Source organism: Cellulomonas wangleii (genome assembly GCF_018388445.1).
In the GTDB taxonomy this organism is placed as follows: Bacteria; Actinomycetota; Actinomycetes; order Actinomycetales; family Cellulomonadaceae; genus Cellulomonas; species Cellulomonas wangleii.
Genome location: NZ_CP074405.1, coordinates 3,259,664 through 3,285,247, shown reverse-complemented (window position 1 = coordinate 3,285,247; position 25,584 = coordinate 3,259,664). Strand labels below are relative to the sequence as shown.

Sequence of the window (25,584 nt, the reverse complement as noted above, 5' to 3'; positions counted from 1 at the left end):
CGTCGGGCCGCCGGCGCCCCGGGCGCGGACGGTGACGGCGCTGGGCGGGCGTGGGGGCCGGGTCACCGGTCGACCCGCGCGCTGCCCCCGCCCGCCAGCTTGAGGACCTCGGCCTTCGTCACCATCGTGGTGTCGCCGGGCGTGGTCATGGCGAGCGCGCCGTGCGCGGCGCCGTACTCGACGGCGGTCGCCAGCGGCTGCCCGTCGAGCAGGCCGTAGATCAGCCCGGACGCGAACGAGTCGCCGCCGCCGACGCGGTCGAGGATCTCGAGGCGCTCGCGGTACGTCGCCTGCACGACCCCGGTGTCGCGGGACCACGCGATCGCGCCCCAGTCGTTGCAGGACGCCGAGTGCACGGTGCGCAGCGTGGTGCCGATGACCTGGAAGTTCGGGTACGCGGCGGCGGCCTGCTCGATCATCGCGGCGAACGCGTCGACCTCGATGGCGGAGATGTTCTCGTCGACGCCCTCGACCTCGAACCCGAGGGAGGCCGTGAAGTCCTCCTCGTTACCGATCATGACGTCCACGTGCTCGGCGATGCGCCGGTTGACCTCCTGGGCCGTCGCCTGCCCGCCGATGGCCTTCCACAGCGAGGGCCGGTAGTTGAGGTCGTAGGACACGACGGTGCCGTGACGCTTCGCGGCGGTCACCGCCTCGACGACGAGCTCGGCCGTCGTCCCGCTGAGCGCGGCGTAGATGCCGCCGGTGTGCAGCCAGCGCACGCCCAGGTCCCCGAACAGGTGGTCCCAGTCGACGTCGCCGGGCTTCATCTGCGAGGCCGCGGTCAGGCCGCGGTCGGAGACCCCGACGGCACCGCGGACGCCGAACCCGCGCTCGGTGAAGTTCAGGCCGTTGCGCACGCCGCGGCCGATGCCGTCGTAGGGCACCCACCGGATGAACGAGGTGTCGACGCCGCCGGTGAGGACGAGGTCCTCGACCAGGCGGCCGACCTCGTTGTCGGCCAGAGCGGTGACGACGGCCGCGCGCAGGCCGAACGCGCGGCGCAGGCCGCGGGCGACGTTGTACTCGCCGCCGCCCTCCCACGCGCGGAACTGCCGGGCGGTGCGGATGCGGCCCTCGCCCGGGTCGAGGCGCAGCATCACCTCGCCGAGGGAGACGACGTCGTAGCGGCACTCGGCCGCGGGGCGGATGGGCAGGCTGCTCATGGGGTCCTCGGTCTCGTGGAGGTCGGCGTCCGGGGGCGGTGCGGCGCGGATCAGCGCCGGGTGAGGGCGACGGCCTCGGCGGTGAGGCGGGTGACGGTTGCGAAGTCGCCGGCACGCACGAGGTCCTTGCCCACCATCCACGAGCCGCCGACGGCGACGACGGCGGGCACGTCGAGGTACTCGTGGAGGTTCGCGGCGCTGACACCGCCGGTGGGGACGAACCCCACCCCGCCGAACGGGGCCGCGAGGGCGGCGATCGCCTTCGGGCCGCCCGACGTGCCGGCGGGGAAGAACTTCACGGTCGTCAGGCCGAGCTCGAGCGCGGCCTGGATCTCGGTGGCGGTGACCGCACCGGGCAGGGCGAGCACGCCGTGCTCCTGGCACCGCTCGACGACGGCCCGGCTCAGCCCGGGGGAGACGACGTACGAGGCGCCCGCCGCGACGGCCTGGTCGACCTGTGCGGCGGTCAGGACGGTGCCGGCGCCGACGAGCAGGTCGCCGCGCTCGCTCATGACGCGGATGGCGTCGGGGGCCGCGGCGGTGCGGAAGGTCACCTCGGCCACGGGGAGCCCGCCCGCGACGAGCGCGGCGGCGAGCGGCGCGGCGTCGGCGGCGTCGTCGAGCACGACGACCGGGACGAGCCGGGCGGCGGCGAGCTGGTCCAGGGTGTCCATCGCGGGTTCTCCTTCGAACGTGTTGCGCCTAGCGGAACGCTCGTGCCGCTGAGGGGAACACTGTCTCATGTCGGGGTCCACCCCGTCACCGGCGGGCGCGCCGCGGCACACCCGCCCGGGGGGGCCGCCGCTGCGCGGGGGTGACCAGTGGTCGGTTCGGCGGTGCTCCGGGCCCGGCTGGGTGCTCCGGGACGACCAGCGGTCAACCGCAGGGGGTGGGACCGGCCGGCCGGCTCACGGGTGGGGGAGGGTGAGCCCGTCCGGCAGCAGGGGCGGCAGCACGCGCAGCACGGCGGCGTGCAGCTCCGCGACGCGTCCGGGCGTCATGCGCTCGACCGGGGCGGTGACCGACACCGCCGCGACCGCTGCACCCGCGCGCACGAGCGGCACCGCGAGGCAGCTGATGCCCGCCTCGTTCTCCTCGACCTCCGTCGCGTACCCCGTGCGGCGCGCCCGCTCGAGGACGTCCCAGACGTGCTCGGCGTCGACCTCGCCCGCCGTGAGGTAGCCGGCGAGCGCCGCGCGGTCGGTCCCGCGGTACGCCAGGAGCGCCCGACCGAGCGCGGTGGTGACCGCGGGGCTGCGGCGCCCGATCGCCGACCAGACGCGCACCGGGCGCTCGGGCTCGACCTTGTCGAGGTAGACGACCTCGCGCCCGCCGAGCACGCCCAGGTGGACCAGCTCGTCGACGTCCCGGCTCAGCGCCACGAGCGCGGGGTGCAGCAGCACGGGCAGGTTCTCGTCGCCGAGGTAGTCGTCACCCAGCCGCGTCGCCGCGGGGCCGAGCACGTACCGGCCGGACGGCTCCTGCGTCGCGAAACCGCGGTGGCGCAGCGCGGCGAGCGTGCGGTGCACGGTCGTCTTGTTCAGCCCCAGCCCCGACGCGAGCTCCGCCAGCCCGGTGCCGTGCGGCCCGGCAGCCGCCAGCGCCTCGAGCACCCGCAGCGCCCGGTCGACGGCCTCGACCGGTGACGCCCCCGCGCCGACGGCGTCACCGGCGACCGGTGCCTCGTCCTGCGGGGGTGCCATGCCTGCAGCCTAGGAGCCCGCGGTCGCGAACCGTGGCGTGCGGACACGGCGCGCGCCACCGGGGCCGCGGTGCGGACCGCGCCGCGGGCGCCCGCGACTACGCTCGGCAGCATGCCGCGATCGGACGACCCTGCAGGTCAGGAAGGCTCCGTCGCGGGTGCGGCGCAGGCCGGCCCGGCGGTGGGCGGCCCGCCGGACGAGGTCGGCGTCGGGCCCTGGCCCGGGGGCCCGGCGGCCTGGCCACGGCTGCCCGGCACGGACCGCCTCGACCCCCGCTACGACCCCGAGCTGCTCGCGCACGGCGACCGGCGCAACGTCGTCGACGCCTACCGCTACCGGACGGTCGAGGCGATCGTGGCCGACCTCGACAGCCGGCGGCACCCGTTCCACGTCGCGATCGAGAACTGGGCGCACGACCTCAACATCGGCTCGGTGGTGCGCACGGCCAACGCGTTCAACGCCGCGGGTGTGCACGTCGTCGGGCGTCGTCGCTGGAACCGGCGCGGCGCGATGGTGACGGACCGCTACCTGCACGTGCACCACCACGCCGACGCGGCGGCGCTCGCGGCGTGGGCCGCCGGCGCCGGGCCGGACGGCGGGCGCCTGCCGGTCGTCGGCCTCGACAACGTGCCCGGGTCGGTACCGATCGAGGGGTACGCGCTGCCGCGCGCGTGCGTCCTGCTGCTGGGGCAGGAGTCCACGGGGCTGACCGCCGCGGCGCAGGACGTCTGCGACGTCGTCCTGCACATCACCCAGCACGGCAGCACGCGGTCGCTGAACGCGGGCGCGGCGGCGGCGATCGCCATGCACACGTGGATGGTGCAGCACGTGACGCCGCCCGGCGGCGCCGGCGCGCACTGACGGCGTCGCGCTCCCGGGCGGTCCTCGGGCGCGTGCACCACGACCTCTCCCGGGCCGGGCGACCTGGTCCCGGTGGACGTCCCGGAACGCTCGGGGCCCGGTGGTGGCAGACTCGTGTCGTACCGCACCCGAACATCAGGAGAGCCGCGATGCCCATCGCCACCCCCGAGGTCTACGCCGAGATGATCGACCGGGCGAAGGCCGGCAAGTTCGCCTACCCCGCCGTCAACATCACGTCGTCCCAGACCGTCACCGCCGCCATCCAGGGCTTCGCGGAGGCCGAGTCGGACGGCATCATCCAGGTCTCCGTCGGTGGCGCCGAGTACGCCTCCGGCTCGACCGTCAAGAACCGCGTCTCCGGCACGCTCGCGCTCGCCGCGTACGCCACCGAGGTCGCCAAGAACTACGGCGTGACCATCGCGCTGCACACCGACCACTGCGTCAAGAAGAACCTCGACTCGTGGGTCCGCCCGCTCCTCGCCCTCGAGGCGGAGCAGGTCAAGCGCGGCGAGAACCCGACGTTCCAGTCGCACATGTTCGACGGCTCGGACATCCCGCTGGACGAGAACCTCGTCATCGCGGCCGAGCTCCTCGAGCTCTCGCAGGCGGCCCGCACGATCCTCGAGATCGAGGTCGGCGTCGTCGGTGGCGAGGAGGACGGCCACGAGGCCGAGATCAACGAGAAGCTCTACACCACGGCCGAGGACGGTCTGAAGACCGTCGAGGCGCTCGGTGCGGGCGAGAAGGGCCGCTACCTGACGGCCCTCACGTTCGGCAACGTGCACGGCGTCTACAAGCCTGGTGCGGTCAAGCTGCGCCCGTCGATCCTCGCGGACATCCAGCGTGAGGTCGGCGCGAAGATCGGCAAGGAGTCGCCGTTCGACCTCGTCTTCCACGGCGGGTCCGGGTCGACGGCCGCGGAGATCGCCGAGGCGGTCGACAACGGCGTCATCAAGATGAACATCGACACCGACACGCAGTACGCGTTCACGCGCCCGGTCGTCGGCCACATGTTCACCAACTACGACGGCGTCCTGAAGATCGACGGCGAGGTCGGCAACAAGAAGGCGTACGACCCGCGCGCGTGGGGCAAGCTGGCCGAGGCCGGCATGGCCGCCCGCATCGTCGAGGCGTGCCAGCAGCTGCGCTCGGCGGGCACCCGGATCTCCTGACCGGTGCGCTGAGCCTGCACGACGGCCCCGGTCCCCGCGAGGGGGACCGGGGCCGTCGTCGTCCGGGGCCCGACGTCACCGGCGTCGGGGCGACGCGTCAGGACGTGGGCTCGTGTCAGGACGTGGGCTCGACCGGCTGGAACGGGGCGTCGTCGTCGTCGACCACGTCGAGCAGCTCGCCGATGCGCGTCACCTCGAGGAGGAAGCGCACGGTGGGCGGCACGCGCAGCAGGCGCACGCGGTGCTCGCTGCGGATCGACAGCCGGGCGAGGAAGGCCACGCCCGACGAGTCCATGAACGTGACGTGGTGCGCGTCCACCTCGATCGGCAGACCACGCTGCTCCGCCTCTGCCGTGGCCTCCTGGAGCTCGGGGCCGAGGTCCGCGTCCACCTCGCCCGACAGGACGATGCGGGTGCGGTCGGTCCCCACGATGACCTGCACTGCGCCGGGTTCGCCGACCGTGACCGGGTCGGTCGGGTCCGCCGTGGCGGCATCCTCGTCGGCGGAAGGACTGTTAGCGTCTCGCACGATGCTCCTTCCGGGCGCTGGTGGGGCTCGCCGGGTTGGTCGAGCCGTCCATCCGTTCGGCACGCTAGACGATCGGAGGTGGTGGTGGTCAACTCCCACGCCACGGAACCGACGTCCGAGACTACGCCAGCGAACCGGGGGAACGGTCCGGTCGCCCTGCCGTTGACCGGTCCTGCGCCCACCGCGGCGGCGCTCGGGGCCGCGTTCGCCGCCACCGAGGTGCCCTACGCGGTGCTGCGTACGCAACCCTCGGGCATCCGTGTCGTGTGGGTCAACGACGCCCTCGCGCGTGCCGTCGGGTACGCGGCCGACACCATCGTGGGGCTCGACGTGCTGGCGGACCCGCGGGTGCGGCCGACCGACCCGGAGGCGGTGCGGGAGTACCGGCGCGGGCCGTCGACCCACCCGGTCGTGCTGCGCCGCGCCGACGGCGTGCACGTGCGGTGCGTGGCGCACGTCTCGGCCGTGCCCGCCGGTGCCGACGTCCCGCCCGGGACGCTCGTCGCGGGCGTGCAGGACCTCACCGCCGAGCTCAGCGCGTCCGCCGAGCAGGCGGCGCTCGTCGCCGAGGAACGTCGTGAGCGGCGCAGCCTGTCGCTCATCGCACGCGTGTCGGACCTGCTCATGGACGTGGACGAGCCCCACGGGCTGCGCGAGATCGCGGCGCTGCTGGAGTCCGAGGTGGTCGAGCGTGCCGACTTCTTCCTCTTCGACAACGGGCTGTGGGCGGCGGACGGGCTCGAGCCCGTCCGTGCGGGCGTCGCGCGCCACCACGGGCCGTCGGGCCGGATGCTGTCGCGGTGCCGGCAGGACCCGGTGGGCCGGCTGCTGGCCGGCACCGACGGCGACGTGCTGGAGCTGGACCTGGCGGCCGAGCACCCCGAGGGCACCTACGCGCAGTGGCTGTCGGCACGGCTCGCGTCGGACGACGCCGACGGCGACCAGCGGGTCGTCGTGCAGGTGGTCCCGGGCCGGCGACGGCCGGTCGGCATGCTCGTCGTGCGGCCCCGCGGCGGCGGGGGGACCGCCGCGCTGGACGCCTCCGAGCGCACGGTCGTCGAGCTGGTGGCGCGACGCGTGGGGCTGTCCATCGACAACGTGCGGCTGTACGACCGCGAGCACCGCCTGGCCGAGACGCTGCAGCGGGCGATGCTGCCGGAGCAGGCCGAGGTGGACGGTCTCGACGTGTGGACGTACTACTCGCCCAACTCCGACGACGTGCAGGTGGGCGGCGACTGGTACGACGTGCTGCAGATCGACCCGCAGACCGTCGGCGTGGTCATCGGGGACGTCGTCGGGCACGACGTCGAGGCGGCCGCCACGATGGGTCAGCTGCGCTCGGTCGTGCGGTCGTACGCGTTCGACATCACCACGCCGGGTCCGGTGCTGGACCGGGTCGACCAGCTGTTCGGCGGCATGCGGATCCCGCGGGCCGCGAGCCTGGTCTACTCCGCGCTGGTCCGCGGCGAGGGCGGCTGCTGGACGCTGCGCTACTCCCGCGCCGGGCACCTGCCGCTGCTGCACGTGCGCGACGGGCGCACCCGGCTGCTGCGCGGCACGGGTGGTCGGCTCGTCGGGTTCGGCGAGGGCGGGCGGGCGACGGACGAGGTCGAGCTCGCACCGGGTGACGTCGTCGTCTACTACACCGACGGGCTGGTCGAGCGTCGCGACCGCAGCCTGCGGGCCGGGCTGGAGGAGCTGGAGACGGTGGCCGCCGCCGTGACCGCGCGGGACGCCGCGGGCATCGGCGAGGACCTGCTCTCGCGGCTCGCGGACCACCCGGAGGACGACGTCGCCGTCGTGGTCCTGCGTGTGCCCGGCACCGACGACCACCTGGCGGGAGCCGTCTCGCCGCGGCGGCGGCGGTGGGCGCTGCCCAGCGAGCCGGCGTCGATCGGCCGGGCCCGCCACGCGGTGGTGCGCACCTGCCAGGCGTGGGAGATCCCCGACGCCGCCAACGCCGAGCTCGTGGTCTCCGAGCTGGTGGCCAACGCCGTCCTGCACGGCTGGGGGCACGTGGCCCTGCAGCTGTACGACACGGGCGACGGGCTGCGCATCGAGGTCGAGGACGCCAACCCGACCCCGCCGGTGACGACCGACGGTCACCCCGGCCGCGTGGGGGGCTTCGGCATGCAGATCGTCGAGCGGCTCGCCGACTGGGGGTGGCGGCAGTCGCGCGGCGGCAAGGTCGTGTGGGCGAAGGTGCGCCCGGGGTCACTGCCCGCGTCGGCGCGGCACGCCTGAGGGCGGTCGCGCGGCGGGGGTCGCCGACCGGTCGTCCGGCAGGCGGGCCTTCGCGTGCCTGCCCGAGCTCGGGCTCAGGCGGGGGCGGGGGCGTCCTCGGGGGTCAGGGCCGCCTCGGCGCCCAGCTCGCAGCGGTGGTCCGCGTCGATGCGGAACAGCTCGAGCGCGCCGCAGATCTCCAGCACGAAGAGGTCCCGGTCGGCCGCACCGCGCAGCACCGTGGCGCCGCCGCGTCGACGCCCCGCGTCGGCCAGCGAGATGAGGAACGCCGCGCCCGTGGAGTCCATGAAGGTCACCCGGCACATGTCGATGACGAGCAGCTGACGACGCAGCCCGACGACGCGCGCCGTCACCTCGGGGAACTGGTCGCGCTCGGCCAGGTCGAGGTCGCCCGCCACGACGAGGGTCGTGGTCGTGGACGATGTCGAGATCTCGATCATGGGTCCTGTGCTCCGTACCGACCGGGGAGGGGGGCGCGGGGGCGGGTACTGGTCGGCCGTTCGACTGTAGTCGCGGGTCCCGCGACGTGCGAGCGCACGCCCGGCTCGTCCCGGTTCGCCCGGCCGGTCCGGTCGTGCCCCGCGGGGTCCGCCCGAGCGTGCCCGGTCGTCGGTGCGGTGCCCGGCGACCTCCCGCCGCGCACCGCGGTGCACACTGGCGCCATGACCCACGAGAACCTGCTGGACGGACCGCCCCCGACGCTGCTGCCCGCCGACGGCGCCGACGCGACGGCCCGGGCCGCGCTCGCCGCGGGCACCGACCCGCGCGACGTCGTGCCCCTGGCGCCCGCGTCGTCCCTGGTCTGGGCGCTGCTCGCGGAGCGCGCGGCCGACCCCGTCACGGCCTACGCCTTCGCCCGCACCGGCTACCACCGCGGCCTGGACGCGCTGCGGGGCGCCGGCTGGCGCGGCCGCGGCCCGGTCCCGGTCGCGCACGAACCGAACCAGGGCTTCCTGCGGGCGCTGCTCGCGCTCGCAGGCGCCGCGGACGCGATCGGCGAGACGGCCGAGGGCGAGCGCTGCCGCACGTTCCTGCGGGACTGCGGCACGTCGGCCGAGGAGGTCGCCGCGCTGCGGTGAGCCGTCCGCGGCGGGCGGGCCGGGCCTGTTCGGGTCCCCGCCCGGAACCGGCCGGGGACCCGTCCCGACCGTGGCCGCGCGGCGCTCCGGTACCCTTCCCGGTGGTACGCGTTCACTGCCGCGCGTGCTGGGGTCACCCGCGCCGCGAGCCCGCTCGCGCCCGTCTGCGGGCTGAGCCGCACCGCAGGCAGCCTGGGAGTGGTGATCGTCATGCCGGCCGTCGTGGTGCTCGGAGCCCAGTGGGGTGACGAGGGCAAGGGGAAGGCGACCGACCAGCTCGGTGACCGCACCGACGTCGTCGTGAAGTTCAACGGCGGCAACAACGCCGGGCACACGGTCGTCATCGAGGGCGAGAAGTACGCCCTGCACCTGCTGCCCTCGGGGATCCTCACGCCGGGCGTGGTCCCGGTCATCGCCAACGGTGTCGTGGTCGACATCGAGGTGCTGTTCGAGGAGATCGACGCGCTGGAGGCCCGCGGGGTCGACACCTCGCGCCTGCTGGTGTCGTCGGCCGCGCACGTCATCGCGCCGTACAACCGGACGATGGACAAGGTCGCCGAGCGGTTCCTCGGCAAGCGCCGCATCGGCACGACGGGGCGGGGCATCGGCCCGACGTACGCCGACAAGATCAACCGCATCGGCATCCGCGTCCAGGACCTCTTCGACGAGGGCATCCTGCGCCAGAAGCTCGAGGGCGCCCTGGACCAGAAGAACCACCTGCTGGTGAAGGTCTACAACCGGCGCGCGATCACGGTCGAGGAGACCCTCGACGACCTGCTGCGCCACGCGGAGCGGCTGCGCCCGTTCGTGGCGGACACCCCGCAGTTCCTCAACCGCTCGCTCGACGAGGGCAGGACGCTCGTGTTCGAGGCCGGCCAGGCCACGATGCTCGACGTCGACCACGGCACGTACCCCTTCGTCACGTCGTCCGCGTGCACCGCGGGCGGGGCGTGCACGGGCTCGGGTGTCGGTCCGACCCGCATCGACCGGGTGGTCGCGGTCGCCAAGGCGTACACGACGCGGGTGGGCGAGGGGCCGTTCCCGACCGAGCTGCTGGACGTCGACGGGGAGTGGCTGCGGCAGACCGGCGGCGAGTTCGGCACCACGACGGGCCGTCCGCGCCGCACCGGCTGGTACGACGCGGTCGTCGTGCGCTACGCCTCGATGGTCAACGGGCTCACCGACCTGGTGGTCACCAAGCTCGACGTGCTCACGGGCCGTGAGCGGATCCCGGTCTGCGTCGCGTACGACGTGGACGGCCGCCGGGTCGAGGACATGCCGATCGACCAGAGCGACTTCCACCACGCCCGCCCGGTCTACGAGTACCTCGACGGGTGGTCCGAGGACATCAGCGGCGCGCGCGACTTCGACGACCTGCCCAAGGCCGCGCAGCGGTACCTCCAGTACCTCGAGGACGTGTCGGGCACGCGCATCTCGTCGGTGGGCGTCGGGCCGGGCCGCGAGGCGACGATCATCCGGCACGAGCTGCTGGGCTGAGCCCTCCGCGCCCGGCCCGCCGCGACGTCAGCGGGTCCCGGGCTGCGGGGCGGCGAGGTCCGCCGGCGTCACGCCGCGCATCGCGACCGCGAGACCGGCCGCGACGGCGAGCGCCGCGACGGTGGCTCCCACGAGCGTCGTGGCGATGCCCCAGCGCTCGGCGACGGCACCGCCGAGCAGGGCGCCGACGGGCATCAGGCCGAAGACCAGGGTCCGGGTGGCGCCGCCCGTGCGGCCGAGCATGTCGCGCGGGACGATGCGCTGGCGCACGGACTGGCTCACGACGTTGCCGATCGTGCTGAACGTGCCCATGACCAGCAGGGCCGCGCCGATCGCGACCGGGTGCGGCACGAGCACGGGCAGCGCGAGGGTGCCGAACGCGACCGACCAGGAGCCCACCATCCCGCGCACCTCGCTGGTCCGCGCGAGCACGGGGCCCACGAGCGCGGAGCCGAGGACGGCGCCGACGGCGGCGAGCGTGAGCAGCAGCGGGTAGACGGTCGCGGGCACACCGACCCGGGACCCGGGGCCGACGACCCAGAGCACGAAGACGGTGATGTAGGCGGTGCTGGTCAGGTTGACGAGCGCACCGGCGAGGACGAGCGGGCGCAGCACCCGGTGCCGCAGGACGAGCGCGAGACCGTCGCGCACGTCCGCCAGGGCGCGCCGGACGACCCCCGGCGTCTCCTCGCCGGACGCGCGCGAGGGTGCGTGGCTGTAGCTGCCCCGCAGCCCGCGCCACAGGACGAGGACGGCGAGGGCCGCCAGCCCTGCCGGTGCCCCGAACGCCCAGCCCGTGCCGAGCGCGAGCAGCGCCCCGGACGCGGGGGAGCCGAGGAACGTGTTGGCCACCTCCTGCACCGACACGATCCGGCCGTTGGCGGTGGGCAGCTGCTCGGTGGTGACGAGGTCGGGCACCAGCGCGTTGGCGGCGAGGTCGGCGAAGACCTCGGTCGTGCCGTAGGCGAGGACGATCGCGAGCAGCCAGGTGAGGGTCAGGCCGCCGCTGACGGCGAGCCAGGCCGCGCCGGCGAGCAGGACGGCCCGTGCGGTGAGCGCGACCACCTGGACGCGGCGTCGGTCGGTGCGGTCGACGACGACGCCGGCGACGATGCCGAGCAGCAGCCACGGCAGCCACGTCGCGGCGGTGAGCAGCCCGATCTGGCCCGGGGACCGGGTGAACCCGATGGCGACGAGCGGGACGGCGACCATGAGGATGCCGTCGCCGAGGTTCGACGCGCCGGACGCGACGAGCAGCGCGCGGAACCGCGGCCCCAGCCCTCGGTCGCCGGTGGTGGGGGCGGGAGGTGCGGCGGCGGGCGGGGGCGCGGGCGGTGCGTCCGGCGTCGTGGTGGCGGTGCTGTCCATCGGGACCTCGCTAGGGTGAGAGGACGCTCTGCAAAGCGTTCTATGCAAAGAAGACTCTGCAAAGGTATCTCTGCACATGACGGACGACAAGTCCCTGCGCGGCCCGAGCATCGGCGCCGACGCCCTCAAGGCGTTCGCTCACCCCCTGCGCATGGCGATGTACCGGGCGCTGCGCAACGACGGCCCGGCGACGGCGAGCATGCTGGGGCGCGCGCTGGGGGAGTCGAGCGGCCAGACCAGCTACCACCTGCGCCAGCTCGAGCGGCACGGCTTCGTCGAGGACGACCCCGACCACACCGGGGGGCGCGAGCGCTGGTGGCGCGCGGTCGGGTTCACGATGGACAGCGCCGACCTGCTCGTCGACCCGGCCACGGCGTCGTCCGCCCACGCGGTGATGCAGGCGATGGTCGCGGAGCGGTCGCAGGAGCTCGCTGCCTGGGTCGAGGACGTCGACCTCACCTGGGAGGCGCAGGTGATGTCCAGCACCGGCCTCGACCTCACGCAGGACGAGACCCGCCGCCTCATCGAGCGCGTGCTCGAGGTGGTCGACGAGTACAAGGAGCTCAGCGACGCGCGCGGCGAGGACGGCGTCGACGGGGCGCGCCGCGTGCGCGTGCACCTCGACGTCTTCCCGGTGCGCCACGGACGGCCCGGCGAGGGCTGAGGCGCACCGGCGCGCAGCGCCGTCCGGCGTCCCGGTGCGGTCGCCGCTGCCCGGTGGCCACCGCGCAGGTAGGGTCGGGCCCCGTGAAGATCCTCGTCGTCGGCACCGGTGCCCGTGAGCACGCCCTCGCCCGCACGCTGTCCCTCGACCCGGAGGTGACCGGGGTGCACGCCGCCCCGGGCAACCCCGGGATCGCGCAGCACGCGACGTTGCACGCGCTCGACCCGCTGGACGGGACGGCCGTCGCCGCGCTCGCGACGTCGCTCGGCGTCGACCTGGTCGTCGTCGGCCCCGAGGCGCCGCTGGTCGCGGGCGTCGCCGACGCGGTGCGGGCCGCCGGGATCCCGGTGTTCGGGCCGTCGGCGCAGGCCGCGCGCCTCGAGGGGTCCAAGGCGTTCGCCAAGGACGTCATGGCCGCCGCCGGCGTGCCGACGGCCGCTGCACGCGTCGCCACCACGCTCGACGAGGTCGCCGCCGCGCTGGACGAGTTCGGCGCCCCCCACGTCGTCAAGGAGGACGGGCTCGCCGCCGGCAAGGGCGTCGTCGTGACCGACGACCGCGCCGCGGCGCTCGAGCACGCCGCCGCGTGCCTGGCCAAGGACGGCGGCCGTGTGGTCGTCGAGGAGTTCCTCGACGGCCCCGAGGTCTCGCTCTTCGTGCTCAGCGACGGCACCGACGTCGTGCCGCTGGTGCCCGCGCAGGACTTCAAGCGTGCGCTGGACGGCGACCAGGGCCCCAACACCGGCGGCATGGGCGCGTACTCGCCGCTGCCCTGGGCGCCCGACGGCCTGGTCGACGAGGTCGTCGAGAAGGTCGCGCGGCCCACGGTCGCCGAGATGGCCCGCCGTGGCGCGCCGTTCGTCGGGGTCCTGTACTGCGGCCTCGCGCTGACCAGCCGCGGCGTGCGCGTCGTGGAGTTCAACGCCCGGTTCGGCGACCCGGAGGCGCAGGTCGTCCTCGCGCGCCTCGCGACGCCGCTGGCGGGCGTCCTGCTGGCGGCGGCGCAGGGTCGCCTCGGTGCCCTCGAGCCGCTGCACTGGCGCGTCGACGCGGCGGTCACGGTCGTGATCGCGTCGGCCGGGTACCCGGGTGACGTGCGCACGGGTGACCCGATCACCGGCCTCGACGGTGCCGACACGGTGCCGGGCGTCCACGTCCTGCACGCGGGCACGGCGGTGCGCACGGCGGTCGACGACCCGGAGAACCCGGACAACCCGCTCAACGACCCGCTGCTGGTCTCCGACGGTGGGCGTGTGCTGTCGGTGGTCGGCGTGGGGGAGACCCTCGGCGAGGCCCGCCGCGCCGCGTACGTCGCGGTCGACCAGGTGGCCCTCGCCGGCTCGCACCACCGGACCGACATCGCGCTGGCGGTCGCGGAGGCCTGACGGACCGCACCACCACGTGGTCGTCCGTCGCGCAACGGCGGTGCCGCGCGCCACACTGTGCGCGTGACCCACGCACCCCTCGCCCCGACCGTCACGCTGCCGGGCTGGCGGCACGTGTACTCCGGCAAGGTCCGGGACCTGTACGAGCCCGACGACTCGGTGGCGGGCGTCGCGCTGCGCGACGAGCACGGCGACGTCGTGCTGGTCGTGGCCTCGGACCGGGTGTCCGCGTACGACCACGTGCTCAGCCCCGGGATCCCGGGCAAGGGCACGGTCCTCACGCAGCTGAGCCTGTGGTGGTTCGAGCAGCTCGCGGACCTGGTGCCGAACCACGTCGTGTCCACCGACGTGCCCGACGCCGTCGCGGGCCGGGCGATGGTCTGCCGGCGCCTCGACATGTTCCCCGTCGAGTGCGTCGCCCGGGGGTACCTGACGGGTTCCGGCCTCGCGGAGTACCGGGTGGACGGCGAGGTCACGGGCATCGCGCTGCCGGCCGGCCTGGTCGACGGCTCGCGGCTGCCCGAGCCGGTCTTCACGCCCGCGACCAAGGCTGAGCTCGGTGAGCACGACGAGAACGTGCGCTTCTCGGTGGTCGTCGACGCGGTGGGACCCGAGACGGCCGAGCGGCTGCGCGACCTGACGCTGGCCGTGTACGCGCGTGCCGAGCGGGTCGCGCGCGAGCGGGGCGTGATCCTCGCGGACACGAAGCTCGAGTTCGGCACCGACCCGACGTCCGGCGCGATCACGCTCGGTGACGAGGTCCTGACGCCCGACTCGTCGCGCTTCTGGCCCGCCGACGCGTGGGAGCCGGGCCGGTCGCAGCCCAGCTTCGACAAGCAGTACGTGCGGGACTGGCTGACGTCGCCCGCCTCGGGGTGGGACCGTGCGTCCGACGCGCCCCCGCCGCCGCTGCCCGCGGACGTCGTCGAGCGCACCCGCGAGCGCTACGTCGAGGCGTACGAGCGGCTGACGGGCCGACCGCTGGACGTCTGACCGCAGCGGCTCGGCCCGCTCGGTCGGGCGGCCGTCAGGCGGTGGCCTCCAGCCGGACCTCGTCCAGGGCACCCAGCTCCCGCCAGGCCAGCTCCTGCGGGGCGGTCACGGCCAGCACGTCGGCGGCGGGCAGCGGGCCCAGGTCGAGGCCGGTGAGGTCCGCGACGTCGGCGACCGGCACCTGGTACGTGCGGTACGGCCCGAGCGGCGGCGGCTCGTCGGCCTCGGCGGCCGCGTGCGTGGTGGCGGCGAGCTCGGTCGCCGGCAGCAGCGGCGTCTGGTCGAGCACGAACGCGGCGGACGCCAGGCGCCGCCCCGCGTCGAGCGACCACGCGGCGACCTTCCAGAAGCGGCGGGGGAGCTGGACGCCCCGGTACTCCGGGTCGTCCCCGGCGAGGACCGGGCCGGTGAGCACCGACAGCCGCAGCCGCTGCGCGCGGGCGTGCTCCAGCAGGTGGTCCTCCAGGCCCAGCCACAGCTCGCGGCTCTGGTTGAACCCCGAGGCCTGCGGCGCCGCGTTCGGGTACGTGAACGTGTCCCGGCTCGCCTGCGCCGCCTCCCCCGGGGTGCCCCACACCGGGTCGCGCCGCCGCACCAGGTGCCCACGGTCCAGGTCGTTGCGGGCGTACAGCTCCGGGCCCGTCTGCTCCTGCAGCGGGACGCGCTCGTCGAGGCGCCAGTCGTCGTCGCGCGGGACGTCGAGCAGCGCGACCCCGTCGATGTTGACGGCCGTGGCCGCGGCCAGCCGACGGGCCGGGTCCAGCAGCACCGTGAAGTGCGTGGCGGGGAGCTCGCGCACCTCCTGCGGCGCGCGGGGCAGCGGGACCAGCGGCCCCAGGAACGTCGGGTCGTACCCCATCAGCCACCCCTGCCCCCGAGCGGACCACCGGACCCCGACCACGGTACCCACGTCCGCCGCGGGCCGCCGGGGTGCTCGGGGGGCGACGTGCGCCGGGCCCGGGGGGTGGAGGCACGATGGGCGACGTAGTCTCCCTGCGGCTCACCCGTCCACGTCCCGGAGGTCCGGTGGAGGTCCCACACCCCCTCGTCCTGCGACGCGCGCGCCTGCTCGGGCAGGAGGCGCCCGTCGACGTCGTGCTCCGTGACGGCCGCGTCGCTGCGATCGGCGGTGCGGTCGACCTGTCCGGCGAGGCCGTCGAGGCCGTCGACCTCGACGGCCGGTTGCTGCTGCCCGGCCTGTGGGACCAGCACACGCACCTGACGCAGTGGGCGCTCGCGCGGGGGCGGCTCGACGTGTCCGGCGCGGGGTCGGCCGCGCAGGTGGTGGGGCTCGTCGCCGAGCGGCTGCGCACGCAGCCGCCGCCCGCGGGCCGCCCCCTGGTCGGCATCGGGTTCCGCGACGGGACGTGGCCCGACGTGCCGTCCGCCGCGCTGCTGGACGCCGTCGCCGGCGACGTGCCGGTCGTGCTCGTCTCGGGGGACCTGCACTGCGCGTGGGTGTCGAGCGCGGGTCTGCGGCTGTTCGGCGTGACCGCGCACCCGACGGGGGTCCTGCGGGAGGCCGAGTGGATGCCGCTCATGGGGGCGCTCGACCACGTGCCCGACGACGTGCAGGACGCGCTGGTCGCGGACGCGCTGCGCGCCGCGGCCGCCCGGGGCGTCGTCGGCGTGGTGGACCTGGAGATCGCGGACAACGTCACGGCCTGGCGGCGCCGGGCGGCGTCGGGCGACCCGGTGGTGCGCGTGCGCGCCGGCGTGTGGCAGCCGTACCTGGACCGCGTGGTGGCCGAGGACCTGCACACCGGTGACCGGCTGGCGGGGCCGCGCGTCACGCAGGGGCCGCTGAAGGTCATCGTCGACGGCTCGCTCAACACCCGCACCGCCTGGTGCCACGACCCCTACCCGGGCGTCGAGGGGCCGCTGGCGCGCGGCGTGCTCACCGTGCCGGCCGACGAGCTGGTGCCGCTGCTGCGGCACGCCCACGCGCACGGCCTGCGCTGCGCCGTGCACGCGATCGGGGACGCCGCGAACACGCTGGTGCTCGACGCGTTCGCCGCGACCGGTGCGCGCGGGTCGGTCGAGCACGCCCAGCTGCTGGACCCCGCGGACGTCCCGCGGTTCGCCGCGCTCGGGCTCACGGCGAGCGTCCAGCCGGCCCACCTGCCCGACGACCGCGACGTCGCCGACCGGCACTGGGCGGGCCGCACCGACCGCGCCTTCCCGTTCGCGGACCTGCACGCCGCCGGGGTCCCGCTCGCCCTGGGCTCCGACGCCCCGGTCGCGCCGCTGGACCCGTGGCTCGCGATCGACGCGGCGGTGTGGCGCACCGGCGACGACCGGCCGTCGTGGCACCCGGAGCAGGCGGTCGACGTGCGCACGGCGCTGGCGTCGTCCGTCGACGGCCGCCCGCTGGGCCTGCGCACCGGCGACCCGGCGGACCTCGTGGTCCTCGACGACGACCCCGTGGCGCTCGCGGCGACGCCGGGTGCGGTCCGCGACGTCCGCGTCACGGGCACCCTGGTCGCCGGCACCTGGGCCCACGCCGCCCTGTAGCCCCTGCCCGTAGCCCCTGCCCGGCGGGGTCGTCCGGCGGTCCCGGTGGCGCGGCCGCCCGGCCCTCGCCTGCGTGGTGGACGCCGCCCCGCGGCGTGCGGGCGTGCCCGTAGGATCGGCCCGAACCCGTACGTCGTGAACCAGGGAGCACCCGTGGGACGAGTCGTCGTCGATGTCATGCCGAAGCCCGAGATCCTCGACCCGCAGGGCAAGGCCGTCGCGAACGCGCTGCCGCGGCTCGGGTTCGGCCAGTTCACGTCCGTCCGTCAGGGCAAGCGGTTCGAGCTCGAGGTCGACGGGCCGGTGACGCCCGAGGTCCTCGAGGCGGCCGCGGCCGCGGCCGAGCAGGTGCTGTCGAACCCGGTCATCGAGGACGTCGTGCGCGTGGCCGACATCGAGGCCGACGCGGCCGCGACGGTGGTCTCGCAGGGTCTGGCCTGATGGGTCGCATCGGCGTCGTCACGTTCCCCGGCACGCTGGACGACCGGGACGCCGCGCGCGCGGTGCGCCTGGCCGGCGGCGAGCCCGTCGCGCTGTGGCACGCGGACGCCGACCTCAAGGGCGTCGACGCGGTCGTGCTGCCCGGGGGGTTCTCGTACGGCGACTACCTGCGCGCCGGCGCGATCAGCCGGTTCGCGCCGGTCATGGGCGAGATCGTCGACGCGGCCGCCACGGGCCTGCCGGTCCTCGGCATCTGCAACGGCTTCCAGGTCCTCACCGAGGCGCACCTGCTGCCCGGGTCGATGATCAAGAACGACCACCTGCACTTCGTCTGCCGCGAGCAGGTGCTGGCCGTCGAGAACGCCGACACCGCGTGGACGCGCGCGTACGCGCGGGGCGAGCGGATCACGATCCCGCTGAAGAACCAGGACGGCCAGTACGTCGCCGACGAGCGCACCCTCGACGAGCTCGAGGGCGAGGGGCGCGTCGTGTTCCGGTACGTCGGGCAGAACCCCAACGGGTCGCGCCGGGACATCGCCGGCATCACCAACGCGGCCGGCAACGTCGTGGGCCTGATGCCGCACCCCGAGCACGCCGTCGAGGCGGGCTTCGGTCCCGACGGCCCGGCCGGTCCGCGCAGCGGCACCGACGGGCTGCGGTTCTTCACGTCCGTCCTGCAGGCGCTCGTCTCCTGACCCCGGTGGCCACGCGCACCCGCGGCGACGTGCGTCTCGAGCTCGTCGCCTGGGACGACCCGGACGCCACCGCGCTGCGCACGGCCCAGCAGGCCGAGCTGCGGGCACGGTACGGCGACGACGACATCGGGCACGCGATGACCGGCGACTCGATCGTCGCGATGGTCGTGCTGCGCGTCGACGGTGAGGCCGTGGCCTGCGGTGCGCTCCGTGACGCGTCCGACGAGCTCGGCCCCGGCACGGGCGAGCTGAAGCGGATGTACGTCCGCCCGGAGCACCGCGGCCGAGGGCTGTCGCCGCGCGTCCTGACCGCGCTCGAGGAGGAGGCCGCCCGGCGCGGGCTGGACCGGCTCGTGCTCGAGACCGGCGTGCTGCAGCCGGAGGCCATCGGCCTGTACCTGGCCGCCGGGTACCGGCCCGTGGAGAGCTACGGCGAGTACGTGGGCGTCGTCGAGTCCCGCTGCTTCGCCAAGCGCCTGCTGCCACGCGTGAGCGTCGAGCGGGTCGACTGGGAGCACCCCGACGCGGTCGCGCTGCGCCGGGCGATGGTCGCCGAGCTCGCGCCGCTGTACCCCGAGCACGCGGACGACGCGGTGGGCACGGCCGCGCGGCTGGCAGACGACCAGGGCACGGCGGGCTCGACGACGTTCCTGCTGCGGCGCGACGGCGAGCCGGTGGGCTGCGCGACGCGCCGTGATGCCGCGGCGTCCTGGGGCCCGGGCACGGCCGAGCTCAAGCGGGTCTACGTGGTGCCGTCCGCGCGCGGTCGAGGGCTCTCGCGACGCCTCGTCGGGCTGGTCGAGGTCGACGCCCGTGCGCGGGGTGCCACACGCGTCGTGCTCGACACCGGCATCCGGCAGCCCGCCGCGCTGGAGCTGTACCTGTCGCAGGGCTACCGCCCGGTGGCGCCGCCCGCGGACGCCTGGCCGGTGCTTCCCGTCTCGCTGTGGCTGGCACGCGACCTCTGAGCCGCCGCGCCGCCCGGAGCCCGCAGCCGGCGTCCGTCAGGCGGCGTTCGGGTCCGCGACGAACGTGAGCACGACGTCGGGCCCCGTGAGCTCCAGCCCGTCGTCGGTGAGCTCGGCGGCGTCCACCCGGGCCAGGGCGTCGAGGTACGCCGTCTCCAGCGCCATCACCGCCGGCTCGCACGCCATGCGCGTCAGGCCGACGTCGCCGACCGACCACCCGTCGGTCGTGTCGACCGCGCCCGTGTAGGTGTTGCAGCCGGACGTCCCGGACACCCGCCCGTCCTCGACCAGCAGCGTCACCGGCGCGCCGCCGGTCACGGTCAGCGCGGCCCCGTCGACCTCGCCGGACGTCAGCGCCCACGCCCCGTCGGTCCGGTCACCGGTGCCGGGGGTGCCCGTCGCGGTCGACCCGCCGTCGGTGGTGGTCCCACCGGTCGGCTCGGTGCCGGTCGTGCACGCCGCCACCAGCAGGAGCGCGCCGACGAGGAGGGCCGTGGCCGGGGTGCGCCGTGCGCGGCCTGCTCGTGGCCGGCCCCCGCGCCGTGCGGTGCGCCCGGCCGTCGCGGGCCCGTGGCCCCGTCCCGTCGTGCGTGCCATGGCCGCCCCCTCGTGGTCCGCGGCGCACCCCGCCGCTGCCTCGACGGTATCCGCCGTGCGCGTGCCCGCCACAGGGCGCCCCCGCACCGCCGTGCGGACCGCGCCCGGTCGCGCGAGGGTACGGGGGTGACGATCCGCATCGGGACCTCCGGCTGGTCGTACGACCACTGGGACGGGGTCCTCTACCGCCCGGGGCTGCCGCCGCACGAGCGTCTCGCCCGGTACGTCGAGGAGTTCGACACGGTCGAGCTCAACGCGAGCTTCTACCGCTGGCCCCGCGACCGGTCGTTCGCGTCCTGGCGCCAGCGGCTGCCCGAGGGGTTCACCATGTCGGTGAAGGCGTCGCGCGGCCTGACCCACGCCCGGCGGCTGTACGGGCCCGAGGTGTGGTCCGAGCGCATCGCCCGGGCGTGGCACGAGCTGCGCGGCCGGCGCGAGGCGGTGCTGGTGCAGCTGCGCCCGGACGCGCAGCGGGACGACGCCCGGCTCGACTGGTTCCTGGGCTCCCTGCCGGACTGGGTGCAGGTCGCCGTCGAGCTGCGGCACCCGTCGTGGCAGACCGACGCCGTGTTCGACCTGCTCGCGCGGCACGGGGCCGCGTACTGCGTCGTGTCCGGGGCGGGGATCCCGTGCGTGCTGCGGGCCACGTCGCGCCTGGTCTACGTGCGGCTGCACGGCCCGGACCACCACCACCTGTACGCGGGCTCCTACTCCGACGACGACCTGCGCTGGTGGGCGGACCGGCTGCGGGAGTGGGAGGGGGCCGGGCACGACGTCGTCGCCTACTTCAACAACGACGGCGGCGGCAACGCCGTGCGCAACGCGTGGACCCTGCGCGGCCTGCTGGCGTGAGCGCCGTCAGAGCCCCGCGAGCACGTTGACGAGCAGCGCGACGAGGAACGTGCCGAACACGTACGACAGCAGCGCGTGCGCCAGCACGGTGCGCCGGGCCCCGGAGTCGACGATGTCCGGGTCGGAGGTCGCGAAGCTCATCGCCACCGTGATCGCGAGGTACGCGAAGTCGGAGTACCGCGGGGGTGCGTCCTGGTGGAAGTCGATGCCGCCGACCGGCTCGGCGTACCAGTCGAGCGCGTACCGGACGGTGAACATCGTCTGCAGCGCGACCCACGACGCGATCACGGCGGCCATCGCGGCGGTGATCCCGACGTCGCGGGCGCGCCCCTGCGAGCCGGCGAGCACCACGACGATCCCGACGAGGCTCATCACGCACGCCGTCAGCAGGAACGCGCCGGCCGCGAGGCGGGTCGGCTCCTCGCGGGTGGCGTGGGTCCGGGTCTGGTCGGCGTCGAGCGGCCAGAGGAACGACCAGCTCCACGCGGAGGACACGGTCGCCACGGTGGCCCACCCGACCAGCAGCGCGGTGACGATGGTGGCGTCCGGCACCGCGCGCACCGTGACGACAGCCGCGACGACGCCGACGGCCGACGAGACGGCCAGCCGCGTCGCCGGGGTGACGTCCCCTCGCGCGATGTCCTCGGTCACGTCCTCATCCAACCGCCCGAGCTGCTGGGCGGCACGTGCAGCCGGCTCACCCCGCACCACCGCCGGCCGACCCCTCGCGCCGCGTCCGCCGGGGGAGACGGGGCTGTTGCGATCCCAGGACCGGCGCTACTGTGGCCCGCATGTCCTCCGTCCGGGTGTGTTGTCGCTGAGCTGACGACCCCGCGCGCCTGCGGCTCCGCCCTCGCTGCGCACCCCGTTCGACCTCGAGGACCTCCCCGTGGCTCAGCCCGTTCTCGCGCATGTCCGTGCGACCACCGTCCGTGCGACCTCCGCCCGACCGTCGTCCGCCCGCGCCGCATCCACCGCCACCGCACCTGCCCGGGCCGCGGCGGCACCCGCCTCGCCCGTGCCCGCCCCACCCGTCGCCGCCTCGGACACCGGCGCGTCGCAGGTCCGTCGCGTCCCGGCCGTCGAGGTCGCGCCGACCGTGCCCGACCGGGAGGTCGCGGAGTTCCTGCTCGACGCCGACTCGCTCGACCCGACGACGCTCGCGCTCGCGGCCGCGCGGGCCGACGTCGTGCGCGTCGTCCACTCCGCCGCGGTGCCGACCCCGTCCGCCGTCCGTGCGCTCGTCGAGGTGCTGGAGGACGAGGTGCGCGCGGTCGGCCGTGACCGCGGTGACGTGCGGGTCGTCCTCGAGGTCGAGGCCGTCGTCGCGGCCGACGCCGCGGACGCCGCCCGTCGCCGGGCCGCCGTCGCCTACGCGGAGGCCTTCGCGGCGCTGACCTGGTCCCCGTCGGCGACGTGGTTGGTGGCGCCCCCGGAGGTCCTGGTCGCGGACGCGGCGGCGCTGGCGGCCCGTACGGGTGTCGACGCGGTCGCGCTCGCCCTGGTGGGGGACTCGCGCCGGAGCGCCGCGACGCTCGCCGCCCTCGCCGCGCGCTGACCGCCCGGCCCGGCCCGGCTCGTCGAGGTCCCCTCCGGGATGCGCGCAGGCGCCCGCGTTCCTAGCGTGGCCTGACCGGACGGGCGCCCGCCCGACGGTGGACGGAGGCGAGATGACCACCACACCGCAGGGCCAGGACCTGCCGGGGACGACCGGCAGCACCCCGTGGTCGGGCAGCACCCCGACGCCCGGCCCCTCGCTGACGCCCGGCCACAGCCCGGAGCCCGAGGACGGCCCGACGCGCGACGAGGCCCTGGCCAAGGTCCGCGAGCTGCTGGGGGACCACCACCTGGCCATGCTGACGACGCAGGACGCGTCCGGCGCGCTCGTCAGCCGGCCGATGGGGGTCCAGGACACCGAGTTCGACGGGGACCTGTGGTTCTTCACGACCCTCGACAGCCACAAGGTCGCGGAGATCCGGGCGGGCTCGCCCGCCAACGCCGCGTTCTCCGGGTCGTCGTCGTGGCTGTCGATCTCCGGCACGGCGGACGTGGTAAAGGACCAGGCCCGCATCGACGAGCTGTGGAACCCCGTGGCGGCGGCGTGGTTCCCCGACGGACCGACGACCCCCGAGCTGTGCCTCGTGCGGCTGCGGGCCGAGACGGCCGAGTACTGGGACAGCCCGGGCGGGCGTCTGGCGACCGTGCTCAGCCTCGTGAAGGCCAAGGTCACGGGCACGGCGTACGACGGCGGCGAGAACGCGACCGTCGACCTGTGAGCCGGCGACGGTCTCCCGGTTCCTCCCGGTTCGTCCTCCTGGTGGACGCCCCTGACGGCGGCCGGGCCCGCTGCGCTACGGTCCCGGCCATGCGATCTCGACGGCGTCTCGCGCTCCCCGTCCTGCTGCTGCTCACTGTGGCCGCGTGCTCCGAGGGCACGACCCCCGAGCCGGAGCCGAGCGCGTCGGCGAGCGACGGGCAGATCGCTGCCCCGACCGTCCCGGGGCGCGGTCAGACGGAGCTGCCGACCGTGGAGGAGCAGCAGGAGGCGCTGGCCTCCGCCGGCGAGTCCACGGAGGCGTTCGCGGCCCCGCTCGACGCGGGCGAGAGCGAGGTCGGCCAGGTGGCCGACGTGCCGGCGGGCCCGTACCTGCTCCGCGTCGTGTGCACGTCGTCGGACGGCGGCCCGGTCACCGTCACCGTCGCCGCCGCCGCCGACGGTACCGAGCTCACGTCGTACCAGGCGCCGTGCGTCCCGGTCTTCCAGGGCGGGTCGACGATGGCGGACAGCGACCCGTTCGAGGTCCCGGCCGGTGCCGTGGACGTCGGCGTGACGGCGGCGGCGGACTCCGTCGTCGCGGTCGGCCTGGTCGCCGCGGGCTGAGCCGACCGGGCTGAGCGAACCGGACCGAGCCCGCGCGGCGCGGGCCGGCGGCGTCCGCGCGGGTCAGTCCGGCAGCGTCGCCAGCGCCTGCGCGAGGTCCTCCCGCAGGTCCTCGACGTCCTCCAGCCCGACCGACAGCCGCACGGTGGCCTCGCCGATGCCCACCGCGGCACGGCCCGCCGGGCCGAGCCGGCGGTGCGTCGTCGTCGCGGGGTGCGTGACGATCGACTTGGCGTCGCCCAGGTTGTTGGAGATGTCGACGACGCGCAGCGCGTCGAGGAACCCGAACGTCGCCTTCTTCGCGACGTCGGGCGTCGCACCCGCCGGGACGGCGAGGTCGAGGGTGACGACCGTCCCGCCTCCGGTCTGCTGGGCGCGGGCCAGCGCGTGCTGCGGGTGCGAGGGCAGGAACGGGTAGCGCACCTGCGCGACCCCCGGCTGCTGCTCCAGCCAGCCGGCGAGGTCCAGCGCGGACGCGGCCTGGTGGCGGACGCGCAGGCTGAGCGTCTCCAGGCCCTTGAGCAGCACCCAGGCGTTGAAGGGCGACAGCGACGGGCCGGTGTTGCGCAGCAGCGTCTGCACCGGGCCGCGCACGTACTCCTCCGAGCCGAGGATCGCGCCGCCGAGCACCCGCCCCTGACCGTCGATGTGCTTCGTGGCGGAGTAGACCACCACGTCGGCGCCGTGCTCCAGCGGGCGGGAGAAGACCGGCGTCGCGAAGACGTTGTCGACGACGACGGTCGCCCCGGCCGCGTGCGCCAGGCGGCTGACGGCAGCGATGTCGACGAGGTCCTGCATCGGGTTCGACGGCGTCTCGAAGAACACGACGTCCGCGGGCGTCGCGAGGGCCTGCTCCCACTGCTCGGGCACGTGGCCGTCGACGTAGTCGGTCCGCACGCCCCACTTCGCGAGGATCTCGTCGAGGATGACCACCGAGGAGCCGAACAGCGCCCGCGCCGCCACGACCCGGGAGCCGGACCGGACGAGCGCGGCGAGCGCCGTGAAGACGGCGGACATCCCCGTGGCCGTCGCGTAGCACGCCTCCGCGCCCTCGAGCAGCCGCAGCCGCTCCTCGAACGTCGCGACGGTCGGGTTGCCGTAGCGCGAGTACAGGAACCGGTCGACCTCGCCCGCGAACCCGGCCTCGGCCTGCGCGGCGGTGGCGTAGGTGTAGCCCTGCGTGAGGAACACGGCCTCCGACATCTCGCCGAACCCGCTGCGCACCAGCCCGCCGCGCACGGCGAGGGTGTCGGGGCGCAGGGTCTCGCGGTCGAGGCGGTGGTCGTCCCAGTCGCCCGGGCCGGGCGGCAGGTCGGGCGGCAGGTCGGGCGTGCTCACGGCTGGAGCCACGGCAGGCCGGCGGCACGCCAGCCCGTGTGCCCGCGGTGGCCGTCGGGGCCGGTCGGGCCCTCGAAGCCCTCCAGGACGTTGTACGCCGGGCCGTAGCCCGCGGCCGTCGCCGCCTGCGCGGCGCCGATCGACCGCTGCCCCGACCGGCACAGGAACACGACGGGGCGCTCGTCGCCCGGCGCGACGCCCGCCGTCGAGAGCTGGTCGAGGAACGCGGCGTTCGGCCGCCCCGAGGGGTAGGAGACCCACTCCACCAGCGCCGCCTGGCGGCCGAGGCCGCGCAGGTCCGGCACGCCGACGTAGCGCCACTCGGCGTCCGTGCGGACGTCGACGAGGACGGCGTCGTCGCGCTCGGCGAGCAGGTCCCAGGCCTCGGTGGGGGTGAGGTCCCCGGCGTACCCGGGTGCGGGACGTGGCTGCACGGTCATGGTCCTCCCATCGTCTCTGGCGGTAGCACCCTCGGCCACGGTCGCCCGTGCGGGTTGCTGCGGCGTCGTCGAGCCAGATCTCTCGGCCGCTCTGGATGGTCGCCGCGATGCTACGCCAGGGTGCGTCGCCACCGGCAGGGCGTCTCACGCACGCCCCGCCGCGGTGCGACGGGGCCGCGGGCCGTGCCAGGGTGGTG

Annotated in this window: 27 protein-coding genes and 1 riboswitch; of the genes, 16 read left to right on the top strand and 11 right to left on the bottom strand. The window is 75.5% G+C overall.

The features are described from left to right. Positions 1–62: 62 nt before the first annotated feature. The 3 genes from KG103_RS15150 to KG103_RS15140 form a co-directional block, all read right to left on the bottom strand. Positions 63–1,166 carry a sugar kinase gene (locus KG103_RS15150; RefSeq protein WP_207339339.1) on the bottom strand — a complete coding sequence of 368 codons (1,104 nt, stop codon included), beginning with the start codon at positions 1,164–1,166 and terminating at the stop codon, positions 63–65. A 50-nt stretch (positions 1,167–1,216) separates the two neighbouring features. Further along, on the bottom strand, positions 1,217–1,840 hold the full coding sequence (gene eda, locus KG103_RS15145) for a bifunctional 4-hydroxy-2-oxoglutarate aldolase/2-dehydro-3-deoxy-phosphogluconate aldolase (protein ID WP_207339338.1): 624 nt from the start codon (positions 1,838–1,840) through the stop codon (positions 1,217–1,219). Between the two features lie 234 nt (positions 1,841–2,074). After that, the gene (locus KG103_RS15140) at positions 2,075–2,869 is read right to left on the bottom strand and encodes an IclR family transcriptional regulator (RefSeq protein ID WP_207339337.1); all 795 of its coding nucleotides are present in this window, start codon (positions 2,867–2,869) and stop codon (positions 2,075–2,077) included. Positions 2,870–2,980: 111 nt separating this feature from the next. Between KG103_RS15140 and KG103_RS15135 the strand changes: the two genes are divergently transcribed. Together KG103_RS15135 and fbaA are read left to right on the top strand one after the other, a co-directional pair. After that, complete coding sequence (locus tag KG103_RS15135) at positions 2,981–3,730, top strand: TrmH family RNA methyltransferase (protein WP_207339336.1); 750 nt, start codon at positions 2,981–2,983, stop codon at positions 3,728–3,730. Positions 3,731–3,879: 149 nt separating this feature from the next. After that, positions 3,880–4,902: a class II fructose-bisphosphate aldolase gene (fbaA, locus tag KG103_RS15130; RefSeq protein ID WP_207339335.1), complete on the top strand. Its 1,023-nt coding sequence runs from the start codon at positions 3,880–3,882 to the stop codon at positions 4,900–4,902. A 115-nt stretch (positions 4,903–5,017) separates the two neighbouring features. Here the strand turns inward: fbaA and KG103_RS15125 are convergent, their stop codons facing one another. Continuing rightward, entirely contained in the window at positions 5,018–5,332 is a 315-nt protein-coding gene (locus KG103_RS15125) for an STAS domain-containing protein (protein WP_307859476.1), read from the bottom strand. Positions 5,333–5,593: 261 nt separating this feature from the next. Between KG103_RS15125 and KG103_RS15120 the strand changes: the two genes are divergently transcribed. Beyond that, complete coding sequence (locus KG103_RS15120) at positions 5,594–7,675, top strand: SpoIIE family protein phosphatase (RefSeq protein ID WP_243656166.1); 2,082 nt, start codon at positions 5,594–5,596, stop codon at positions 7,673–7,675. 74 nt (positions 7,676–7,749) lie between these two features. On the opposite strand, the gene KG103_RS15115 is transcribed toward KG103_RS15120, so the two are convergent. Further along, positions 7,750–8,115, bottom strand: a complete 366-nt coding sequence (locus tag KG103_RS15115; protein WP_207339334.1) for an STAS domain-containing protein — start codon at positions 8,113–8,115, stop codon at positions 7,750–7,752. Positions 8,116–8,337: 222 nt separating this feature from the next. On the opposite strand from KG103_RS15115, the gene KG103_RS15110 reads away from it, so the two are divergent. Beyond that, the gene (locus KG103_RS15110; RefSeq protein ID WP_207339333.1) at positions 8,338–8,754 is read left to right on the top strand and encodes a DUF3151 domain-containing protein; all 417 of its coding nucleotides are present in this window, start codon (positions 8,338–8,340) and stop codon (positions 8,752–8,754) included. A gap of 210 nt (positions 8,755–8,964) precedes the next feature. Then, positions 8,965–10,251 carry an adenylosuccinate synthase gene (locus tag KG103_RS15105; RefSeq protein ID WP_207339881.1) on the top strand — a complete coding sequence of 429 codons (1,287 nt, stop codon included), beginning with the start codon at positions 8,965–8,967 and terminating at the stop codon, positions 10,249–10,251. A gap of 27 nt (positions 10,252–10,278) precedes the next feature. On the opposite strand, the gene KG103_RS15100 is transcribed toward KG103_RS15105, so the two are convergent. Then, positions 10,279–11,619 (bottom strand): MFS transporter, encoded by a 1,341-nt coding sequence (locus KG103_RS15100; RefSeq protein WP_207339332.1) that lies wholly within the window; start codon positions 11,617–11,619, stop codon positions 10,279–10,281. Between the two features lie 76 nt (positions 11,620–11,695). On the opposite strand from KG103_RS15100, the gene KG103_RS15095 reads away from it, so the two are divergent. From KG103_RS15095 to KG103_RS18925, 3 genes are all read left to right on the top strand, one after another. Next, positions 11,696–12,283 (top strand): winged helix-turn-helix domain-containing protein, encoded by a 588-nt coding sequence (locus tag KG103_RS15095; protein ID WP_207339331.1) that lies wholly within the window; start codon positions 11,696–11,698, stop codon positions 12,281–12,283. Positions 12,284–12,366: 83 nt separating this feature from the next. Then, positions 12,367–13,668, top strand: coding sequence for a phosphoribosylamine--glycine ligase (gene purD / locus KG103_RS18930; RefSeq protein WP_207378072.1), 1,302 nt, complete (start codon positions 12,367–12,369; stop codon positions 13,666–13,668). A 57-nt stretch (positions 13,669–13,725) separates the two neighbouring features. Beyond that, the gene (locus KG103_RS18925; RefSeq protein ID WP_372434846.1) at positions 13,726–14,661 is read left to right on the top strand and encodes a phosphoribosylaminoimidazolesuccinocarboxamide synthase; all 936 of its coding nucleotides are present in this window, start codon (positions 13,726–13,728) and stop codon (positions 14,659–14,661) included. A 34-nt stretch (positions 14,662–14,695) separates the two neighbouring features. Here KG103_RS18925 and KG103_RS15085 read toward each other — a convergent pair whose 3' ends face one another. Continuing rightward, positions 14,696–15,520, bottom strand: a complete 825-nt coding sequence (locus KG103_RS15085; RefSeq protein WP_207339330.1) for a DNA/RNA non-specific endonuclease — start codon at positions 15,518–15,520, stop codon at positions 14,696–14,698. A gap of 167 nt (positions 15,521–15,687) precedes the next feature. On the opposite strand from KG103_RS15085, the gene KG103_RS15080 reads away from it, so the two are divergent. The 4 genes from KG103_RS15080 to KG103_RS15065 all read left to right on the top strand — a co-directional run bounded on the left by KG103_RS15080 (position 15,688) and on the right by KG103_RS15065 (position 19,279). Continuing rightward, positions 15,688–17,175 (top strand): amidohydrolase, encoded by a 1,488-nt coding sequence (locus tag KG103_RS15080; RefSeq protein WP_249670622.1) that lies wholly within the window; start codon positions 15,688–15,690, stop codon positions 17,173–17,175. Positions 17,176–17,328: 153 nt separating this feature from the next. Further along, a complete protein-coding gene (purS, locus tag KG103_RS15075; RefSeq protein ID WP_207339328.1) occupies positions 17,329–17,616 on the top strand; it encodes a phosphoribosylformylglycinamidine synthase subunit PurS in 288 nt (95 codons plus the stop codon). After that, the gene (gene purQ, locus KG103_RS15070; RefSeq protein WP_207339327.1) at positions 17,616–18,311 is read left to right on the top strand and encodes a phosphoribosylformylglycinamidine synthase subunit PurQ; all 696 of its coding nucleotides are present in this window, start codon (positions 17,616–17,618) and stop codon (positions 18,309–18,311) included. Before purS ends, purQ begins: the two co-directional genes overlap by 1 nt. Before the next feature lie 5 nt (positions 18,312–18,316). After that, positions 18,317–19,279: a GNAT family N-acetyltransferase gene (locus KG103_RS15065; protein ID WP_249670621.1), complete on the top strand. Its 963-nt coding sequence runs from the start codon at positions 18,317–18,319 to the stop codon at positions 19,277–19,279. 36 nt (positions 19,280–19,315) lie between these two features. Here KG103_RS15065 and KG103_RS15060 read toward each other — a convergent pair whose 3' ends face one another. Further along, the gene (locus tag KG103_RS15060) at positions 19,316–19,876 is read right to left on the bottom strand and encodes an META domain-containing protein (protein ID WP_207339326.1); all 561 of its coding nucleotides are present in this window, start codon (positions 19,874–19,876) and stop codon (positions 19,316–19,318) included. A 126-nt stretch (positions 19,877–20,002) separates the two neighbouring features. On the opposite strand from KG103_RS15060, the gene KG103_RS15055 reads away from it, so the two are divergent. Next, positions 20,003–20,728 (top strand): DUF72 domain-containing protein, encoded by a 726-nt coding sequence (locus tag KG103_RS15055; protein ID WP_207339325.1) that lies wholly within the window; start codon positions 20,003–20,005, stop codon positions 20,726–20,728. Between the two features lie 6 nt (positions 20,729–20,734). Here KG103_RS15055 and KG103_RS15050 read toward each other — a convergent pair whose 3' ends face one another. Further along, the gene (locus KG103_RS15050; RefSeq protein WP_207339324.1) at positions 20,735–21,379 is read right to left on the bottom strand and encodes a DUF1345 domain-containing protein; all 645 of its coding nucleotides are present in this window, start codon (positions 21,377–21,379) and stop codon (positions 20,735–20,737) included. Positions 21,380–21,746: 367 nt separating this feature from the next. Between KG103_RS15050 and KG103_RS15045 the strand changes: the two genes are divergently transcribed. From KG103_RS15045 to KG103_RS15035, 3 genes are all read left to right on the top strand, one after another. Continuing rightward, on the top strand, positions 21,747–22,286 hold the full coding sequence (locus KG103_RS15045; RefSeq protein ID WP_207339323.1) for a hypothetical protein: 540 nt from the start codon (positions 21,747–21,749) through the stop codon (positions 22,284–22,286). Between the two features lie 112 nt (positions 22,287–22,398). Next, on the top strand, positions 22,399–23,004 hold the full coding sequence (locus tag KG103_RS15040) for a pyridoxamine 5'-phosphate oxidase family protein (protein WP_207339322.1): 606 nt from the start codon (positions 22,399–22,401) through the stop codon (positions 23,002–23,004). 89 nt (positions 23,005–23,093) lie between these two features. Next, on the top strand, positions 23,094–23,609 hold the full coding sequence (locus KG103_RS15035) for a hypothetical protein (protein ID WP_207339321.1): 516 nt from the start codon (positions 23,094–23,096) through the stop codon (positions 23,607–23,609). A gap of 63 nt (positions 23,610–23,672) precedes the next feature. Here the strand turns inward: KG103_RS15035 and KG103_RS15030 are convergent, their stop codons facing one another. Both KG103_RS15030 and KG103_RS15025 read right to left on the bottom strand, forming a co-directional pair. Continuing rightward, complete coding sequence (locus tag KG103_RS15030) at positions 23,673–24,920, bottom strand: O-succinylhomoserine sulfhydrylase (protein ID WP_243656232.1); 1,248 nt, start codon at positions 24,918–24,920, stop codon at positions 23,673–23,675. Between the two features lie 23 nt (positions 24,921–24,943). Continuing rightward, positions 24,944–25,387 (bottom strand): rhodanese-like domain-containing protein, encoded by a 444-nt coding sequence (locus KG103_RS15025; protein ID WP_207339320.1) that lies wholly within the window; start codon positions 25,385–25,387, stop codon positions 24,944–24,946. A gap of 4 nt (positions 25,388–25,391) precedes the next feature. After that, positions 25,392–25,489, bottom strand: a riboswitch (SAM riboswitch). Between the last annotated feature and the right edge of the window lie 95 nt (positions 25,490–25,584).

Excerpts from the sequence above, each read along its gene's own strand:
- KG103_RS15110 (WP_207339333.1), top strand. The coding sequence starts at position 8,338 with ATGACCCACGAGAACCTGCTGGACGGACCGCCCCCGACGCTGCTGCCC.
- eda (WP_207339338.1), bottom strand. The coding sequence starts at position 1,840 with ATGGACACCCTGGACCAGCTCGCCGCCGCCCGGCTCGTCCCGGTCGTC.
- KG103_RS15115 (WP_207339334.1), bottom strand. The coding sequence starts at position 8,115 with ATGATCGAGATCTCGACATCGTCCACGACCACGACCCTCGTCGTGGCG.
- fbaA (WP_207339335.1), top strand. The coding sequence starts at position 3,880 with ATGCCCATCGCCACCCCCGAGGTCTACGCCGAGATGATCGACCGGGCG.
- KG103_RS15025 (WP_207339320.1), bottom strand. The coding sequence starts at position 25,387 with ATGACCGTGCAGCCACGTCCCGCACCCGGGTACGCCGGGGACCTCACC.
- KG103_RS15100 (WP_207339332.1), bottom strand. The coding sequence starts at position 11,619 with ATGGACAGCACCGCCACCACGACGCCGGACGCACCGCCCGCGCCCCCG.
- KG103_RS15085 (WP_207339330.1), bottom strand. The coding sequence starts at position 15,520 with ATGGGGTACGACCCGACGTTCCTGGGGCCGCTGGTCCCGCTGCCCCGC.
- KG103_RS15060 (WP_207339326.1), bottom strand. The coding sequence starts at position 19,876 with ATGGCACGCACGACGGGACGGGGCCACGGGCCCGCGACGGCCGGGCGC.
- KG103_RS15035 (WP_207339321.1), top strand. The coding sequence starts at position 23,094 with ATGCGATCTCGACGGCGTCTCGCGCTCCCCGTCCTGCTGCTGCTCACT.
- purQ (WP_207339327.1), top strand. The coding sequence starts at position 17,616 with ATGGGTCGCATCGGCGTCGTCACGTTCCCCGGCACGCTGGACGACCGG.
- KG103_RS15095 (WP_207339331.1), top strand. The coding sequence starts at position 11,696 with ATGACGGACGACAAGTCCCTGCGCGGCCCGAGCATCGGCGCCGACGCC.
- KG103_RS15140 (WP_207339337.1), bottom strand. The coding sequence starts at position 2,869 with ATGGCACCCCCGCAGGACGAGGCACCGGTCGCCGGTGACGCCGTCGGC.
- KG103_RS15135 (WP_207339336.1), top strand. The coding sequence starts at position 2,981 with ATGCCGCGATCGGACGACCCTGCAGGTCAGGAAGGCTCCGTCGCGGGT.
- KG103_RS15150 (WP_207339339.1), bottom strand. The coding sequence starts at position 1,166 with ATGAGCAGCCTGCCCATCCGCCCCGCGGCCGAGTGCCGCTACGACGTC.
- KG103_RS15040 (WP_207339322.1), top strand. The coding sequence starts at position 22,399 with ATGACCACCACACCGCAGGGCCAGGACCTGCCGGGGACGACCGGCAGC.
- KG103_RS15105 (WP_207339881.1), top strand. The coding sequence starts at position 8,965 with ATGCCGGCCGTCGTGGTGCTCGGAGCCCAGTGGGGTGACGAGGGCAAG.